The organism is Pseudomonas koreensis, from assembly GCF_025447595.1.
Classification (GTDB): domain Bacteria; phylum Pseudomonadota; class Gammaproteobacteria; order Pseudomonadales; family Pseudomonadaceae; genus Aquipseudomonas; species Aquipseudomonas koreensis_H.
Map to the genome: position 1 here is coordinate 1 of NZ_JAOEJU010000009.1, position 16,352 is coordinate 16,352.

15 protein-coding genes are annotated in these 16,352 nt (G+C 61.8%); 11 read left to right on the forward strand and 4 right to left on the reverse strand.

Annotated features, from left to right (window positions below):
- Positions 1-236: 236 nt before the first annotated feature.
- Positions 237-1,712: an inorganic phosphate transporter gene (locus N8H71_RS13170; RefSeq protein ID WP_007957824.1), complete on the reverse strand. Its 1,476-nt coding sequence runs from the start codon at positions 1,710-1,712 to the stop codon at positions 237-239.
- Positions 1,713-2,087: 375 nt separating this feature from the next.
- Positions 2,088-2,288, reverse strand: coding sequence for a hypothetical protein (locus tag N8H71_RS13175; RefSeq protein ID WP_007957826.1), 201 nt, complete (start codon positions 2,286-2,288; stop codon positions 2,088-2,090).
- A 642-nt stretch (positions 2,289-2,930) separates the two neighbouring features.
- Here N8H71_RS13175 and pcaR point away from each other — a divergent pair.
- The 11 genes from pcaR (at position 2,931) to pcaC (ending at position 13,861) form a co-directional block, all read left to right on the forward strand.
- Positions 2,931-3,773 (forward strand): pca regulon transcriptional regulator PcaR, encoded by an 843-nt coding sequence (gene pcaR / locus N8H71_RS13180; RefSeq protein ID WP_007917109.1) that lies wholly within the window; start codon positions 2,931-2,933, stop codon positions 3,771-3,773.
- Between the two features lie 293 nt (positions 3,774-4,066).
- Positions 4,067-5,413 (forward strand): MFS transporter, encoded by a 1,347-nt coding sequence (locus tag N8H71_RS13185; RefSeq protein WP_007957828.1) that lies wholly within the window; start codon positions 4,067-4,069, stop codon positions 5,411-5,413.
- Between the two features lie 194 nt (positions 5,414-5,607).
- Positions 5,608-6,465, forward strand: a complete 858-nt coding sequence (locus N8H71_RS13190; protein WP_003222404.1) for a CoA transferase subunit A — start codon at positions 5,608-5,610, stop codon at positions 6,463-6,465.
- Positions 6,465-7,244, forward strand: a complete 780-nt coding sequence (locus N8H71_RS13195) for a CoA-transferase subunit beta (RefSeq protein ID WP_262194324.1) — start codon at positions 6,465-6,467, stop codon at positions 7,242-7,244. The genes N8H71_RS13190 and N8H71_RS13195 overlap by 1 nt, the downstream gene beginning before the upstream one ends.
- A complete protein-coding gene (gene pcaF / locus N8H71_RS13200; protein WP_262194325.1) occupies positions 7,241-8,446 on the forward strand; it encodes a 3-oxoadipyl-CoA thiolase in 1,206 nt (401 codons plus the stop codon). Before N8H71_RS13195 ends, pcaF begins: the two co-directional genes overlap by 4 nt.
- A gap of 36 nt (positions 8,447-8,482) precedes the next feature.
- Complete coding sequence (gene pcaH, locus N8H71_RS13205; RefSeq protein WP_007957831.1) at positions 8,483-9,187, forward strand: protocatechuate 3,4-dioxygenase subunit beta; 705 nt, start codon at positions 8,483-8,485, stop codon at positions 9,185-9,187.
- A 1-nt stretch (position 9,188) separates the two neighbouring features.
- Positions 9,189-9,755, forward strand: coding sequence for a protocatechuate 3,4-dioxygenase subunit alpha (gene pcaG, locus N8H71_RS13210; RefSeq protein ID WP_007957832.1), 567 nt, complete (start codon positions 9,189-9,191; stop codon positions 9,753-9,755).
- A gap of 192 nt (positions 9,756-9,947) precedes the next feature.
- Positions 9,948-11,243 carry an MFS family transporter gene (locus N8H71_RS13215; protein WP_085683260.1) on the forward strand — a complete coding sequence of 432 codons (1,296 nt, stop codon included), beginning with the start codon at positions 9,948-9,950 and terminating at the stop codon, positions 11,241-11,243.
- A gap of 46 nt (positions 11,244-11,289) precedes the next feature.
- Positions 11,290-12,654 carry a 3-carboxy-cis,cis-muconate cycloisomerase gene (locus tag N8H71_RS13220; RefSeq protein ID WP_262194326.1) on the forward strand — a complete coding sequence of 455 codons (1,365 nt, stop codon included), beginning with the start codon at positions 11,290-11,292 and terminating at the stop codon, positions 12,652-12,654.
- Between the two features lie 12 nt (positions 12,655-12,666).
- The gene (pcaD, locus tag N8H71_RS13225) at positions 12,667-13,458 is read left to right on the forward strand and encodes a 3-oxoadipate enol-lactonase (RefSeq protein ID WP_085605411.1); all 792 of its coding nucleotides are present in this window, start codon (positions 12,667-12,669) and stop codon (positions 13,456-13,458) included.
- A 10-nt stretch (positions 13,459-13,468) separates the two neighbouring features.
- Complete coding sequence (gene pcaC / locus N8H71_RS13230; protein WP_064593983.1) at positions 13,469-13,861, forward strand: 4-carboxymuconolactone decarboxylase; 393 nt, start codon at positions 13,469-13,471, stop codon at positions 13,859-13,861.
- A 104-nt stretch (positions 13,862-13,965) separates the two neighbouring features.
- On the opposite strand, the gene N8H71_RS13235 is transcribed toward pcaC, so the two are convergent.
- Both N8H71_RS13235 and N8H71_RS13240 read right to left on the reverse strand, forming a co-directional pair.
- On the reverse strand, positions 13,966-14,781 hold the full coding sequence (locus N8H71_RS13235) for a methyltransferase domain-containing protein (protein ID WP_262194327.1): 816 nt from the start codon (positions 14,779-14,781) through the stop codon (positions 13,966-13,968).
- A gap of 175 nt (positions 14,782-14,956) precedes the next feature.
- A complete protein-coding gene (locus N8H71_RS13240; RefSeq protein ID WP_262194328.1) occupies positions 14,957-16,216 on the reverse strand; it encodes an OprD family porin in 1,260 nt (419 codons plus the stop codon).
- Between the last annotated feature and the right edge of the window lie 136 nt (positions 16,217-16,352).

Below are 16,352 nucleotides of genomic sequence, written 5' to 3' on the forward strand. Positions count from 1 at the left end.
CCCACGGATCTGTACTGCGTCAACAGTCAGAAACCAGCCTAGTCCCTCCTCCTCCCTTCAAGTACCAGCATACAAGCCAGCCTGTTGGCGATGGCGGCCTGATAGCCGACCAATTGCTTTGATCGTTCCCACGCTCCGCGTGGGAATGCAGCCTGGGACGCTCTGCGTTCCATTTCTGGAAGCAACAAAAAAGGCGTGATTCTTGCGAATCACGCCTTTTTCATTACAGCGATCTATCAGCTACCCAGCGCCTTCGACGCCAGCCAGAACAGGCCGGCCGACAGGGCCACGGTGGCTGGCAGGGTCAGGACCCAGGCCAGCAGGATGGTTTTCACCGTGCCGCCTTGCAGGCCGCTTTTGTTGGCGACCATGGTGCCGGCCACGCCCGAGGAGAGGACGTGGGTGGTGGACACCGGCAGGCTGAAGATGTTGGCCATGCCGATCAGGCTGGCGGTGGTGATCTGGGCCGACATGCCTTGCGAGTAGGTCATGCCTTGCTTGCCGATTTTCTCGCCGATGGTCAGTACCACGCGTTTCCAGCCGACCATGGTGCCCAGGCCCAGGGCCAGGGCGACCGCCAGAATTACCCAGAACGGGGCGTATTCAGTGGTGGTGGTCAGGTCTTTGCGCAGCTTGTCCAGGTCAGCCTTCTCACGAGGTGCCAGGCCTGGCAGTTTGCTGACTTTCTTCGCGGTGTCGTCCAGGCAGAGCAGGTAGCGACGCACTTCGATGCGGCTTTCCGAGGACAGCGAGTGGTAGTCCGCTACACCTTTGAGGGTGTCGAGCAGGGCGGCGATGGTCGGTTCGGTCTGTTGCGGGTTGCAACGGAATTTCTCCGGCAGGTCGCCTTCCACGCTTTTGCCCAGGGCCAGGAACTCGCCCAGGGTGTCGGCGTTGCGCTTGTAGAACTGGCTCAGGTGCAGGGTCGCGTCGCGGGTACGTTCGATCTGGTAGGTGGTGCTGTTCAGGTCGAGTACGAACTGCGCAGGCACGATACCGATCAGTACCAGCATGATCAGGCCAATACCTTTCTGGCCGTCGTTGGAACCGTGCACGAAGCTTACGGCCATGGCCGAGATCACCAGGACCAGGCGGTTCCAGAACGGCGGGTGCTTCTTGTCGTCGATCTTGCGGCGCTGTTCCGGCGTCTTGTGCATCTTCGACAGCGGGCGCCACCATTTCAGGCCGATCAGCACCAGCGCGGCGATCAGGAAACCGGCCATCGGCGAGAACACCAGCGAGGCGCCGATATCGATCGCTTTCTGCCAGTTGACGCCGTCGGCCAGTGGAATCTCGTTGATCAGGGCGTTGGCCAGGCCGACACCGAGGATCGAACCGATCAGCGTGTGGGAACTGGAGGCCGGGATACCGAAGTACCAGGTGCCCAGGTTCCAGGCGATCGCGGCGGCGAGCAGCGAGAACACCATTGCCAGACCATGGCCGGTGTTCACGTTGATCAACAGTTCTACCGGCAGCAGGTGCACGATGGCATACGCCACGCCAACGCCGCCCAGCAGCACGCCGAGGAAGTTGAACACGCCCGAGAAGAACACCGCCAGGTGAGGCGGCATCGCTTTGGTGTAGATAACAGTGGCTACCGCGTTAGCGGTGTCATGAAATCCATTGATGAACTCGAAGGCGAGGACAAATGTCAGGGCGAGCAGGAGGCTCACAAGCACCCAGGCATCCAGTCCGCTGAATAAATCGATCATGAAGGTTTTCTGACCCGGTCATAAGGGGGCGCGATTATGCCAGAAAAGACTGGAAATCGATCCCCTACCTGCTCATCGGTAACCGACTTCGCCAAATTAATTTGTATCAAGGTGCATTACCCAAGCTTTTTGCAGGGTTTTGCAAGGCGTTGATTCAATTGAAAAAAATGCGAGACGCCGGCGGATTGGCCGGTTGTCGGGAGGGGGCTGAAACTTGTATGAAATATCTGAGAAACGCGTCTGACATGCTCCAGACCTGTGCAATACAGGGGAGTTGGCCGCTGCCCGCGGGTAGCGGGCGCGCAAGGCATCGTCAGTCCACCGTGCTTGTAACCCGGTGAGTACGCTTACCCTCGAAAGTCTCAAAGGAAGGCATCAAGGCTCTTCGGCTTTGAGTTCCTCTTCCATTTTTTTCAGTTCTTGCTGAAAGACCTGATCCTGAACGGTAGGGCGTTTACGCCAGGCTTTGCGTTCTGGTTCGGGTTGGGCGGCGTAGGTGGTGACTTCCCCGCCGTAAACTTCCTTGTAACGTTGTTCCTGGCGCTCAAGTTCCGCGCGCAGTTCGTCTTTCGTCACAGTGCTACCTGTATGAGTTGAGATAAATGTCTGGTGAACGCACTGCAACGAATCATTTAACCGGTTCACCAACAAGCGCTCGCCCGGACAGGCAGCGGTGTTGTCGGGAAGACGGTCAGGACTTCCATGTTGCAGGCGGCTACGGCACCAGATTAAAACTGACGCAGCATCAGTTTCCTGTTTCAGCGAGCGCGCTGGCGGTGCATGAGTAATGAGCATCAGGCGCTGGCCGGGGCCGGCGGCGATGGACATCGCGCCAGCGGGTGGCACCGTCGGCAAATAAAAGCGCGGTGTCACTGAGGTGCATTATAGCGGCCGAATCGGGATTGACTATCTTTGCCAAGTTAAAAACGGTTCCGGATGTGTGATTGTTTTGTGACGTGCAACTTCCAGCAATAGTTGCATCGTTGTTGCACAGTGTTTGGTTTCTGGCGCCATTTAGTCGAACAACTAAGGCGCTTAAACCGCACCGGCGTTCCAAGTTCAAATCCGCTCTGCACAGCCCGGCCGAGGAGGCCTGGGCGATTGCGATTATCGGTCGACGGTTCGATAATCGCCCGGTGTTGGCGGACTGTCGCTTGTGTATCCGCCGGCGAGCCGCTTGTATAGCCGTTGATCCGAACAAGAAAAAAAGGACCCGACATGAACGATCAAATGCGCAATTCCTTCACCTCGGTAGCGCCGCCGATCGTCGCTTCGCCGGCCAAGCGTATCCAGGCCCTGACCGGTGATCCGGATTTCATGACCTCCCTGGCCCGTGGCCTGGCGGTGGTGCAGGCGTTTCAGGAGCGCAAGCGTCACCTGACCATCGCCCAGATCAGCCACCGCACGGAAATTCCCCGCGCCGCCGTGCGCCGTTGTCTGCATACGCTGATCAAGCTCGGCTACGCCACCACCGACGGGCGAACGTATTCGCTGCTGCCCAAAGTGCTGACCCTCGGACACGCCTATCTGTCTTCGACGCCCCTGGCGGTCTCGGCCCAGCCGTACCTCGACCGCATGAGCGAGCAACTGCACGAGGCCTGCAACATGGCCACGCTGGAAGGCGACGACATTCTCTACATCGCCCGCTCGGCCACTACCCAGCGTCTGATTTCGGTAGACCTGTCGGTGGGCGGGCGTTTGCCGGCGTATTGCACGTCCATGGGGCGGATTCTGCTGGCGGCGCTGGACGACACCTCGCTGCGCGAATACCTCGACCACGCCGAACTGGTCGCCAAGACCAGCCGCACGATTCATACCCCTGACGCCTTGCTCGAATGTTTGCAGGAAGTGCGGCAGCAGGGCTGGTGCATCGTCGATCAGGAACTGGAACAGGGTCTGCGCTCGATTGCCGTGCCGGTCTACGATGCTTCCGGCCAGGTGGTGGCCGCGCTCAACGTCAGTACCCACGCCGGTCGCGTCAGTCGTACCGAGCTGGAACAGCGCTTTCTGCCAGGCCTGTTAAGCGCCAGCCGCGATCTCAGTGCGCAATTGTTCGCCTGATGAAGCTGTTCGATAAACGCACAGAGTTGCGTTTATCGAATTGACGCTAAAACCCCCGGATCATTAATGTCGCGGCAGCGTCATCCGGCGCGAATTGAATGAGCCCGCCGGATTGTCGACTCCCATAATAATGACAAGAGGCAACTTCCCATGCGCACGTTCCCCGACTGTCGCCGCTCCCGTTCCTGTTGCCGGTATTAGCGCAACGCCTGATTCCTTCCTTATATAGTTGTGACCGTGCCGCTCGTTGGCCGGCCGCCGTTCGACTGCGTTTTTTGCGTGGAATAAAAATAATGAACCAGCCTCAGTCCGCTGTAGGTCACTGCCTCGACGTGCAGTCCTTTATCAACGCTCAACCGATCTCGCGCTATCAGTGGCGCGTCGTGATCCTGTGTTTCCTGATTGTGTTCCTCGATGGCCTCGACACCGCGGCCATGGGTTTTATCGCGCCGGCCCTGTCCCAGGACTGGGGCATCGACCGCGCCAGCCTCGGCCCGGTGATGAGTGCCGCGCTGATCGGCATGGTCTTCGGCGCACTGGGCTCCGGGCCGTTGGCTGACCGCTTCGGGCGAAAAGTCGTACTGGTCGGCGCGGTTTTTCTGTTCGGTGCTTTCAGTTTGGCTTCGGCCTACGCCACCAACGTCGATCAACTGCTGGTGCTGCGTTTCCTCACGGGTCTGGGGCTGGGCGCCGGCATGCCGAACGCCACCACGCTGCTGTCGGAATACACCCCGGAGCGCAAGAAGTCGTTGCTGGTGACCAGCATGTTCTGCGGCTTCAACCTCGGCATGGCCGGCGGTGGATTCATCTCGGCCAAGCTGATTCCGGCATTCGGCTGGCACAGCCTGTTACTGATCGGCGGGATCCTGCCGCTGATCCTCACCGTGGTGTTGCTGCTCTGGCTGCCGGAATCGGCGCGTTATCTGGTGGTGCGCAATCGCGGCACCGACAAAGTGCGCAAGACTCTCGCGCCCATTGATCCTGCCACCGTCGCTCAGGCCGCGAGTTTCAGCGTACCGGAACAGAAAACCGTCAAAGCGCGCAATGTATTCGCGGTGATTTTCTCCGGCACCTACAGCGTCGGCACGTTGCTGCTGTGGCTGACCTACTTCATGGGTCTGGTGATCGTTTACCTGCTGACCAGCTGGCTGCCGACCCTGATGCGCGACAGCGGCGCGAGCATGGAGCAGGCAGCGTTCATCGGCGCGTTGTTCCAGTTCGGCGGGGTGTTGAGCGCGGTCGGCGTAGGCTGGGCGATGGATCGCTTCAATCCGCACAAGGTGATCGGCATTTTCTACCTGCTGGCCGGGGTGTTTGCCTACGCGGTGGGGCAGAGCCTGGGCAACATCACGCTGCTGGCGACGCTGGTGCTGGTGGCGGGCATGTGCGTCAACGGCGCGCAATCGGCAATGCCGTCGCTGGCTGCGCGGTTTTATCCGACTCAGGGCCGGGCGACCGGTGTGTCGTGGATGCTCGGGATCGGCCGGTTCGGCGCGATTCTCGGGGCGTGGATGGGCGCGACCCTGTTGGGCCTGGGCTGGAATTTCGAACAGGTGCTGACAGCGTTGGTGATCCCGGCGGGCCTGGCCACGGCAGCGGTGGTGATCAAGGGTCTGGTCAGTCACGCGGACGCGACCTGATATCCACGTCCATCACTCCCGCACGCGGTGCGGGAGTGATCATTAGGCAGATAACAATCTGTTCGATAAACGAACACTCCGTCGATTATCGGATTGTTTGGCGAAAATCAGCGGCTTAATCTTCAGTGACTCCGGCGCAGAACCTCGCGCCTTTTTATTACTGGCGATTCATTACAAAAACAGGAGCCCGCTCCATGGCTGAGATCCTTTCGCTGCACGACGCGGTGAAGCAATTCGTCAACGACGGCGACACCGTCGCGCTCGAAGGCTTCACTCACCTGATCCCTACGGCGGCGGGTCATGAAATCATTCGTCAGGGCAAGAAAGATCTGACCCTGGTGCGGATGACGCCTGACCTGATCTACGACCAACTGATCGGCGCCGGCTGTGCACGCAAGCTGATCTTCTCCTGGGGCGGCAACCCTGGCGTGGGTTCGCTGCACCGTCTGCGCGACGCGGTCGAGAAGCAATGGCCGCATGCGCTGGAAATCGAAGAACACAGCCACGCCGACCTGGCCAATGCCTACGTCGCCGGCGCCTCCGGCCTACCTTTCGCGGTACTGCGAGCCTACGCCGGTTCCGACCTGCCGAAGGTCAACCCACTGATCAAGTCCGTGACTTGCCCGTTCACTGGTGAAGTGCTGGCGGCGGTGCCGTCGGTGCGTCCGGACGTGACCGTGATTCACGCCCAGAAAGCCGACCGTCAGGGCAACGTGCTGCTGTGGGGCATTCTCGGTGTGCAAAAGGAAGCCGCACTGGCCGCCAAGCGTTGCATCGTCACCGTCGAAGAAATCGTCGACAACCTCAACGCCCCGATGAACGCCTGCGTGCTGCCGACCTGGGCCCTGAGCGCGGTCTGCCATGTGCCCGGTGGCGCGCATCCGTCCTACGCCCACGGTTACACCGAGCGTGACAATCGCTTCTATCAGGCGTGGGATCCGATCGCCCGCGACCGTGAGACGTTTACCGCGTGGATCAACGAATACATCCATGGCTGCGCTGACTTCAGCGAGTTCCAGGCCAAGTTGGCCGCTGCTTCGGAGGCCAAGTAATGACTTACACCACCAATGAAATGATGACCGTCGCCGCGGCCCGTCGCCTGAAGAACGGCTCGGTGTGCTTCGTCGGCATCGGCCTGCCGTCGAAAGCCGCCAACCTGGCGCGCCTGACCTCGTCGCCGGACGTGGTGTTGATCTACGAGTCGGGCCCTATCGGCGCCAAACCCAGCGTGTTGCCACTGTCCATCGGTGACGGCGAACTGGCGGAAACCGCTGACACTGTCGTGCCGACCGGTGAGATTTTTCGCTACTGGCTGCAGGGCGGGCGCATCGACGTCGGTTTCCTCGGCGCAGCGCAGGTCGACCGTTTCGGCAACATCAATACCACCGTGGTCGGCGACTATCACCAGCCGAAAGTGCGTCTGCCGGGTGCCGGTGGCGCGCCGGAGATCGCCGGTTCCGCGAAAAGCGTGCTGATCATCCTCAAGCAGTCGGCGCGTTCGTTTGTCGACAAACTCGATTTCATCACCTCGGTGGGCCATGGCGAGGGCGGCGATTCGCGCAAACGTCTGGGCCTGCCGGGCGCCGGTCCGGTCGGGATCATCACCGACCTGTGCATCATGGAACCGGAAGAGGGCACCCACGAATTCGTGGTCACCGCACTGCACCCGGGCGTGACCCGCGAGCAAGTGGTTGCCGCCACCGGTTGGGCGATCCGTTTTGCCGACAGCGTGGCCACCACTGCCGAACCGACCGACGTCGAGCTGACCGCCCTGCGCGATCTCGAAGCCCGCACCGCAGCGGCCCACGGCCAGGCACCGGGAGAAGCATGATGCGCGACGTTTATATCTGCGATGCGATCCGTACCCCCATCGGTCGTTTCGGTGGCGGTCTGGCGGCAGTTCGAGCCGATGATCTGGCCGCCGTGCCGATCAAGGCCCTGATGGAACGCAACCCCTCGGTGGACTGGAGCGCAATCGACGAAGTATTCCTCGGCTGCGCCAACCAGGCCGGCGAAGACAACCGCAACGTGGCGCGCATGGCGCTGTTGTTGGCCGGTCTGCCGGACAGCGTTCCGGGCGTCACCCTCAATCGCCTCTGCGCGTCGGGCATGGACGCCATCGGCACGGCGTTCCGCGCTATAGCCAGCGGCGAAATGGAGCTGGCGATTGCCGGCGGCGTCGAGTCGATGTCCCGCGCGCCGTTTGTGATGGGCAAGGCTGATGCGGCGTTCTCGCGCAACATGAAGCTGGAAGACACCACCATCGGCTGGCGTTTCATCAACCCGTTGATGAAGGCGCAGTACGGCGTCGACGCGATGCCGCAGACCGCCGACAACGTCGCCGACGATTACGAAATTTCCCGCGAGGATCAGGACGCTTTCGCCCTGCGCAGTCAGCAACGTACTGCTGCTGCCCAGGCGGCCGGCTACTTCGCCGAGGAAATCGTCGAAGTGCGGATCGCCCACAAGAAGGGCGAAACCGTGGTCAGCCAGGACGAACACCCTCGCGCCGAAACCACGCTTGAAGCCCTGACCAAATTGAAACCGGTCAACGGCCCGGACAAGACCGTCACCGCCGGCAACGCGTCGGGCGTGAATGACGGTGCCGCCGCGCTGATTCTGGCCTCGGCCGAAACGGTGAAAAAACACGGTCTGACCGCCCGGGCCAGAGTGCTGGGCATGGCCAGCGCCGGGGTCGCGCCACGGGTGATGGGCATCGGCCCGGTGCCGGCGGTGCGCAAACTCACCGAGCGCCTTGGCGTGGCAGTCAGCGATTTCGATGTGATCGAACTCAACGAAGCGTTTGCCAGCCAGGGTCTGGCGGTGCTGCGTGAGCTGGGGCTGGCGGACGACGCGGCCCAGGTCAACCCGAACGGCGGCGCGATTGCCTTGGGTCACCCGTTGGGCATGAGCGGTGCGCGTCTTGTGCTGACCGCGCTGCATCAACTGGAAAAGACCGGTGGCAAGAAAGGTCTGGCGACCATGTGCGTCGGTGTCGGCCAGGGTCTGGCCCTGGCGATCGAACGCGTCTGACGCAAGCCGTGACGAACAAGAACAGAGGAAAGCGAAATGACTGACAAGCCTGGTTACCGCCGCCCGCAGGAAGGCACCCAGCCGCCGTATCTGCACCCGAATTATCAATCCACCAATCTGCGCTCGCCGTCCAAGCCGTTGGTGTTTCTGCCTCACTCGCTGTCGGAAATCACCGGCCCGACCATCGGCGCCGAGCGTGTGGCCGACACCGATAACGATCTGACTGCCCAGCATCAGGGCGAACCACTCGGCGAGCGAATCATCATTCACGGGCGTGTGCTCGATGAAGACGGTCTGCCGGTGCCGGGGATTCTGGTGGAGATCTGGCAGGCCAACGCCGCCGGTCGCTACAACCACGCTCGCGATCTGCATGACGCACCGCTGGACCCGAACTTCACCGGCACTGGCCGCACCGTGACCGACGCTGACGGCTGGTATCAGTTCCAGACCATCAAGCCCGGCGCCTATCCGTGGGGCAACCACCACAACGCCTGGCGTCCTGCGCACGTGCATTTCTCGCTGTTCGGGCCGAGCATCCTGACGCGCCTGGTCACGCAGATGTATTTCCCGGGCGACCCGTTGCTGCCCTACGACCCGATCTACAACTGCGTGCCGGACACCTCGGCCAAGGAACGCCTGATCGCCGCTTTCGATCTGGAAAAAACCATTCCGTCCTACGCCCTCGCTTATCGCTGGGACATCGTGCTGCGCGGCCGCGAAGCCACGCCGATGGAGAAATGAGATGACCCTGACTGCGACCACGTCCCACACCGTCGGGCCGTATTACCACATCGGCCTGACCTGGCTGAACCGCGAAAACCTCGCCAACGAACTGACCCTCGGCCAGCGCGTGGCGATCAGCGGGCAAGTGGTGGATGGCAACGGCGATGTCGTCAACGACGCCATGCTCGAAGTCTGGCAGGCCAACGCCGCCGGCAAATACGACCATCCGGAAGACGAGCAGGCCAAACCGCTCGACCCGAATTTCGAAGGCTTCGGCCGGGTGCCTGTGGACGCCGAAGGGCGCTTCCGTTTCACCACCATCAAGCCGGGCACGGTCGAAGGCCTGAAGGGCTCGACCCAGGCGCCGCACTTGGTAGTGCTAGTGTTCGCGCGCGGTCTGGTGAAGCACTTGCTGACGCGGATTTATTTCGAAGGCGATCCGGCGAACGTCAATGATCCGCTGCTCGAATGCGTACCGGCGGAGCGCCGCACCACGCTGCTGGCGAAGCCGGATGCGGCGGGTGTTTATCAGTGGAATGTGATTCTGCAGGGCACTGATGCGGAAACCGTGTTCTTCGATTACTGAAGATCACCACACATCCCTTGTGGGAGCGGGCTTGCTCGCGAAGAGGGTGTGTCAGTCGCCATTGAGTTGGCTGACCCACCGCTTTCGCGGGCAAGCCCGCTCCCACAGGGATTTGCAGCGCTTGAGTATCTGTGGAACGGGACTGTTGCAAAGTGTGTCTAGACTCTCACTGTCCCTATCGAGTGAAAAACAATGACAACCCTCACCTCCCATTACACCGGTGAAGAGCGCAGCAAGCGCATCTTTGCCATTGTCGGCGCGTCGTCCGGCAACCTCGTCGAATGGTTCGACTTCTACGTCTACGCCTTCTGCGCGATCTATTTCGCCCCGGCGTTTTTCCCCTCCGACAATCCCACGGTGCAGCTGGTCAACACGGCAGGCGTCTTCGCCGCCGGGTTCCTGATGCGACCGATCGGCGGCTGGATTTTCGGTCGGGTCGCGGACAAGCACGGGCGCAAGAACTCGATGCTGATTTCGATCCTGATGATGTGCTTCGGCTCGTTGCTGATCGCCTGCCTGCCGACCTACAACGACATCGGCGTCTGGGCGCCGTTGTTGCTGTTGTTCGCGCGTCTGCTGCAGGGCCTGTCGGTGGGCGGTGAGTACGGCACCACCGCGACCTACATGAGCGAAGTCGCGCTCAAGGGCCAGCGCGGGTTCTTCGCCTCGTTCCAGTATGTGACGCTGATCGGCGGGCAACTGCTGGCGGTGCTGGTGGTGGTAATCCTGCAGCAGTTTCTTTCTGAAGAAGAACTGCGTGCCTACGGCTGGCGGATTCCGTTCGTGGTCGGCGCGGTGGCGGCGCTGATTTCGCTGTTCCTGCGTCGCACCCTGAAAGAAACCACTAACAAGGAAACACGTGAACACAAGGACGCCGGCAGCATCAGTGCGCTGTTCCGCGACCACAAGGCCGCGTTTATCACCGTACTCGGCTACACCGCTGGCGGCTCGCTGATTTTCTACACCTTCACCACGTATATGCAGAAGTACCTGGTGAACACCGCCGGCATGCACGCCAAGACTGCCAGCTACATCATGACCGGCGCGCTCTTCCTGTATATGTGCATGCAACCGCTGTTCGGCATGCTCGCGGACAAGATCGGCCGGCGTAACTCGATGCTCTGGTTCGGTGCCCTCGGCACGCTGTTTACCGTGCCGATCCTGCTGAGCCTGAAAAGCGTCAGCAGTCCGTTCCTGGCCTTTGTCCTGATCACGTTGGCGCTGGCGATCGTCAGTTTCTACACCTCGATCAGCGGTCTGGTGAAAGCCGAGATGTTCCCGCCGGAAGTCCGCGCCCTCGGCGTCGGTCTGGCGTATGCGGTGGCCAACGCGATCTTCGGCGGTTCGGCCGAATACGTCGCCCTGAGCCTGAAGGCCGGCGGCATGGAAAACGCGTTCTACTGGTATGTCACCATCATGATGGCCGTGGCGTTCCTGTTCAGCCTGCGCCTGCCCAAAGAAGCGAAGTATTTGCACCACGACCTTTAAACCGATGCGCGCGGGCCACAACGGCCCGCGCCGGCAAGGACTGTTTATGACTCAGCGACCGGGCAATCAATTGTTCGATGCCTACTTTACTGCCCGCGATATGCGCCAAGTGTTCTGCGATCAGGGCCGGGTGCAGGCGATGCTCGACTTCGAAGCGGCGCTGGCCCGGGCCGAAGCGCGGGTCGGATTGATTCCGGCAAATGCTGTCGCGTCGATCGAAAACGCCTGTCGCGCGGAGCTGTTTGATTTCGCCGCATTGGGCGAGGCGATTGCCACGGCCGGCAACTCGGCGATTCCGCTGGTCAAGGCGTTGGGCAAACAGATCGCCGCGACCGATGCCGAAGCCGAGCGCTACGTGCATCTGGGCGCCACCAGCCAGGACGTGATGGACTCCGGGCTGGTGCTGCAATTGCGTCAGGCGCTGGAATTAATTGAAGGGGAGCTGGCGCAACTGGCCGACTCCCTCGCCATTCAGGCGCAGCGCCACTCCACGACGCCACTGGCCGGGCGCACCTGGCTGCAACACGCGACGCCGGTGACCCTTGGGATGAAGATCGCCGGTTGGCTCGGTGCCGTGACTCGCAGTCGTCAACGCCTGCGCGAGCTCAAGCCGCGATTGCTGGTGCTGCAATTCGGCGGCGCGTCCGGCACCCTCGCGGCGCTCGGCGAAAAGGCATTGCCGATTGCCCAGGCGCTGGCCGAAGAACTGCAACTGACGCTGCCGGAACAACCGTGGCACACCCAGCGTGATCGCATCGTCGAGTTCGGTGCGGTGCTTGGGCTGATCGCCGGCAGCCTCGGCAAACTCGGCCGCGACATTAGCCTGTTGATGCAGACCGAGGCGGCGGAAGTGTTCGAACCCTCGGCGCCGGGCAAGGGCGGTTCCTCGACCATGCCGCACAAACGCAATCCGGTGGGCGCAGCGGTGCTGATCGGTGCGGCGACCCGCGTGCCAGGTCTGGTCTCGACACTGTTCAGCGCCATGCCCCAGGAACACGAACGCAGCCTTGGTTTGTGGCACGCCGAATGGGAAACCCTGCCGGAGATCTGCTGCCTGGTGTCGGGTGCGCTGCAACAGGCGCGGCTGCTGGCTGACGGTCTGGAAGTCGATGCCGCGCGCATGGCCCGCAACCTGGAATTGACTCAAGGTCTGGTGCTGGCCGAAGCGGTTAGCATCGTGCTCGCGCAACGGGTCGGCCGCGACACCGCGCATCACCTGCTCGAACAGTGCTGCAAACGAGCGGTGGCCGAACAGCGCCATCTGCGTGCGGTACTCGGTGACGAGCCGCAGGTGACCGCCGAACTCAGCGCAACCGAACTGGATCATCTGCTCGATCCCGCCCATTACCTGGGGCAGGCGCAAGTCTGGGTCGAGCGGGCCGTGGCCGAACACAACGCATTGTCTGACTGAAAGGAGAGGGCTGTGGCTTTCGTTCAACTCGCCGATGGCGAACTGCATTACACATTGGAAGGCCCGGTCGACGCGCCGGTGCTGGTGCTGTCGAACTCGCTGGGCACTGACCTGCACATGTGGGACGTGCAGATGCCGGCCTTCACCGAACATTTTCGCGTGCTGCGTTTTGATACGCGCGGGCACGGCCAGTCGCTGGTGACGCCGGGTCCTTACAGCATCGAGCAACTGGGCCGCGACGTGCTGGCGCTGCTGGATGCGCTGCACATCGAACGTGCGCATTTCTGCGGTTTGTCGATGGGCGGCCTGATCGGCCAGTGGCTGGGGATCAACGCCGGCCAGCGTCTGAACAAACTCATCGTCTGCAACACGGCGGCGAAAATCGGCGATCCGTCGGTGTGGAACCCGCGCATCGAAACCGTGCTGCGCGACGGCCCGGCGGCGATGGTTGCGTTGCGTGATGCATCGATTGCCCGCTGGTTTACCCCGGACTTCTCGGCGGCCAATCCAGCGGCGGCCAAGCAGATCACCGACATGCTGGCCGCGACCAATCCTGAAGGTTACGCCGCCAACTGCGGGGCGGTGCGCGATGCGGATTTCCGTGAGCAGTTGTCGTCGATCAAGGCGCCGCTGCTGGTGATCGCCGGTACCGAAGATGCGGTGACGCCACCGTCCGGCGGGCATTTCATTCAGGAACATGTGCGCGGCGCCGAGTACGCCGAGTTCTATGCGGCGCACCTTTCCAACGTTCAGGCCGGCGACGCATTCAGCGACCGCGTGCTGACCTTTTTGCTGGCCGATTGAGGGGATTTCCGTGGACGAGAAACAACGTTACGACGACGGCATGCAAGTGCGCCGCGCGGTGCTCGGCGACGCTCACGTCGATCGCAGCCTGACCACGCTGACCGAGTTCAATTCGGAATTCCAGGAGATGATCACCCGTCACGCCTGGGGCGATATCTGGACCCGCCCGGGCCTGCCACGCCACACCCGCAGCCTGATCACCATCGCCATGCTGATCGGCATGAACCGCGAAGGCGAACTCAAGTTGCATCTGCGGGCGGCGGCCAACAATGGCGTGAGCCGTGGCGAGATCAAGGAAGTCATCATGCAGAGCGCGATCTACTGCGGGATTCCGGCGGCGAATGCGACGTTTCATCTGGCCGAATCGGTGTGGGATGAGCTGGGTACCGAATCGCGGGATTGACGGCGACTGAGCGGACGCCATCGCTAGCAGGCTAGCTCCCACAATGGACCGCATTTCACTGTGGGAGCTAGCCTGCTGGCGATGGCGGTATTTGCCGCGTCGATTCAAACCTTGGCGACAATGAAAATCCGCTTGAAGGGAAACAACGTGTGCCCGTTTTTCTCCTGCGGATAATGCGCATGCACCCGCATCAGGTAGTGATAAATGAAGCGCGCCTGTTCTTCTGATGTCAGTCCCTGCATCACCGGCCTCAGCGCCGACACTTTCACCCAGTCATAAATCGGTGAGCTTCCGCGCACTACCTGCAACTGCTCGGTTTCCCAGATATCCAGTGATTGGGTCAGCGGCGCGAGCAAACGGTAGTAATCCTCCAGCGACAACAACGGCCGCGCCGCCATGCGCTGGCGCAATTTCGCAGTGCCAATGGGTCGGCCGCAGGGCCCGGCATCGTCGAGGGTATCGAGCATCAGCTGATACCACAGCGCGTCGCGCCAGTCCGGCATGTGCGCGGCCAGGCAGCCGCCGGGGTTGAGGTGGTGAAGCAAGCCTGGCAACAGCGTCTGATGGTCATCGATGAAATGCAGCACGGCCGCAGCGAACAACAGATCGGCCGGTTTGCGGGGTTTCCAGTGTTGCAGCTCGGCGTGTTGCCAGCGCGCCTTGATCGGCAGGCAACGGGCGACCTGGAGCATGTCTTTCGAGCTGTCGATGCCTTTGAGATTTGCCAGCGGCCAGCGATCGGCCAGAACCTTCGTGGCAATCCCGGTGCCGCAACCGAGGTCATAAATGCGTTGAGGATTGTCCAGGTCGACACGACCGAGCAATTCATCGACCGGTTGTTGCCTGAGGCGGGAAAACTGCTGGTACGCCCGGGCGTCCCAGTCTTTGTCGACGGGAGCCGGGTTGAGTCGGGTGATCATGAGGTGGTCCTCCGGTGATCAGCAGGGTCTTCCGATGACAACCTGGCCAAGTCTTGGGGACCGACATCAACAGATAACGGAAGTGAAGAGGGTGGAGCACCTGAGTCCTTCAGGTGGATCCACTCTACGCGTCGGCGGGCGCCTCGCCATTAATCCTGACGGATGGTGCAGAGTTCTAGAGCAGGCTGATCGGGTAGCTGACGATCAGACGGTTCTCGTCGAACTCGTTGTTGCTGAAGTCTCGGCGCATGGTCGAGTTGCGCCACCTGACGTTCAGGTCCTTGAGTGCGCCGCTTTGCACGGTGTAGCCCAGTTCCGATTCGCGGCCCCGTTCCTTGCCGTCGGTGATGGTCCCGGTGTGCACGTTGTCGCCGCTGATGTAGCGGTTCATCAGGGTCAGGCCGGGCACGCCGAGGGCGGCGAAGTTGTAGTCGTGGCGCAGTTGCCAGGAACGTTCCTGCGCGTTGTCGTAGCTTGAGTTGTAGCTGTCGTTGGCGAGCGTTCCGCCGCTGGTGCCGTTGACCCGCATCCAGGCGCTGTCGCCGGTGAGTTTTTGCAGGCCGACGTAGAAGGTGTTGCCGCCGTATCGCGCGGAGAACATGCCCGACCAGGTCTTGTTGTCGAGGTCGCCGGCGCGGGCACTGCCGTCGTCCTTGCCGTAGAAGAAACCGAGGTTGGCGCCGAGGGTCCAGTCGCCGATTGGCTGGCTGTGGATCAGGTTGACGTATTGCTGGCTGTAGATGTCCTTGAGCTCGGCGTTCCACAGGCCGATCTGGGTGCGCTTGTCGTTGAACACGTATTCGCCGCCCTGGAAGTTGAAGCGGTCCGAGGTGAACGCCGCTTTGCCGAACATCGACATGTCGCTCATGCTGCTGTCGTCACGGGGACTGTTGGCGCGGAACTGGCCGCCGTACAGGGTCAACCCATCGATTTCCTTCGAGGTGATCTGCCCGCCGCGAAAGGTCTGCGGCAGCGAGCGGCCGTCATCCGAACGCAAAATCGGCAACACCGGCATCCACTCGCCGACCTTCACCTCGGTCTGCGACAGTTTGGCCTTGAACGCCACGTTAGTGCGGCCGAAGGTGTCCGCCGGGCGCCCGTCATGATCCAGCGGCAACGCCTGCGTGCCGCCGGTGCCTTTGCCGCCATCGAGCTTCACCGAGTACAACCCCAGCACATCCATGCCGAACCCGACGGTGCCCTGGGTGAAACCGGACTTGGCGTCGAGGATGAAGTTCTGCGTCCACTCTTCAGCCTTGCCCTGAGCCTTGGTCGGGTTGGTGAAGTTGCGGTTGATGTAGAAGTTGCGCAGGTTCAGGTTGACCTTGGCCCCTTCGATGAAACCGGCTTCTTCAGCCGCAGCGGGCAGCGCGACGCCGGCCAGGGCGAGGGCGATCAGGCCGGGAAGTGCGTAGGGCACAGGGGACATTGTCATGGGCTCGGGTCTCTCTTGTTTTTTTGGGCGTGCGGGGGCGCTGCGGCCGTTTCTGAGGCGCAGGAATTCAATGGAATCAGGGGGCGAAGCGGCGGCGATCAGCCGGATGGAGCAGGGCGCGGGAGCATGGTGTCGA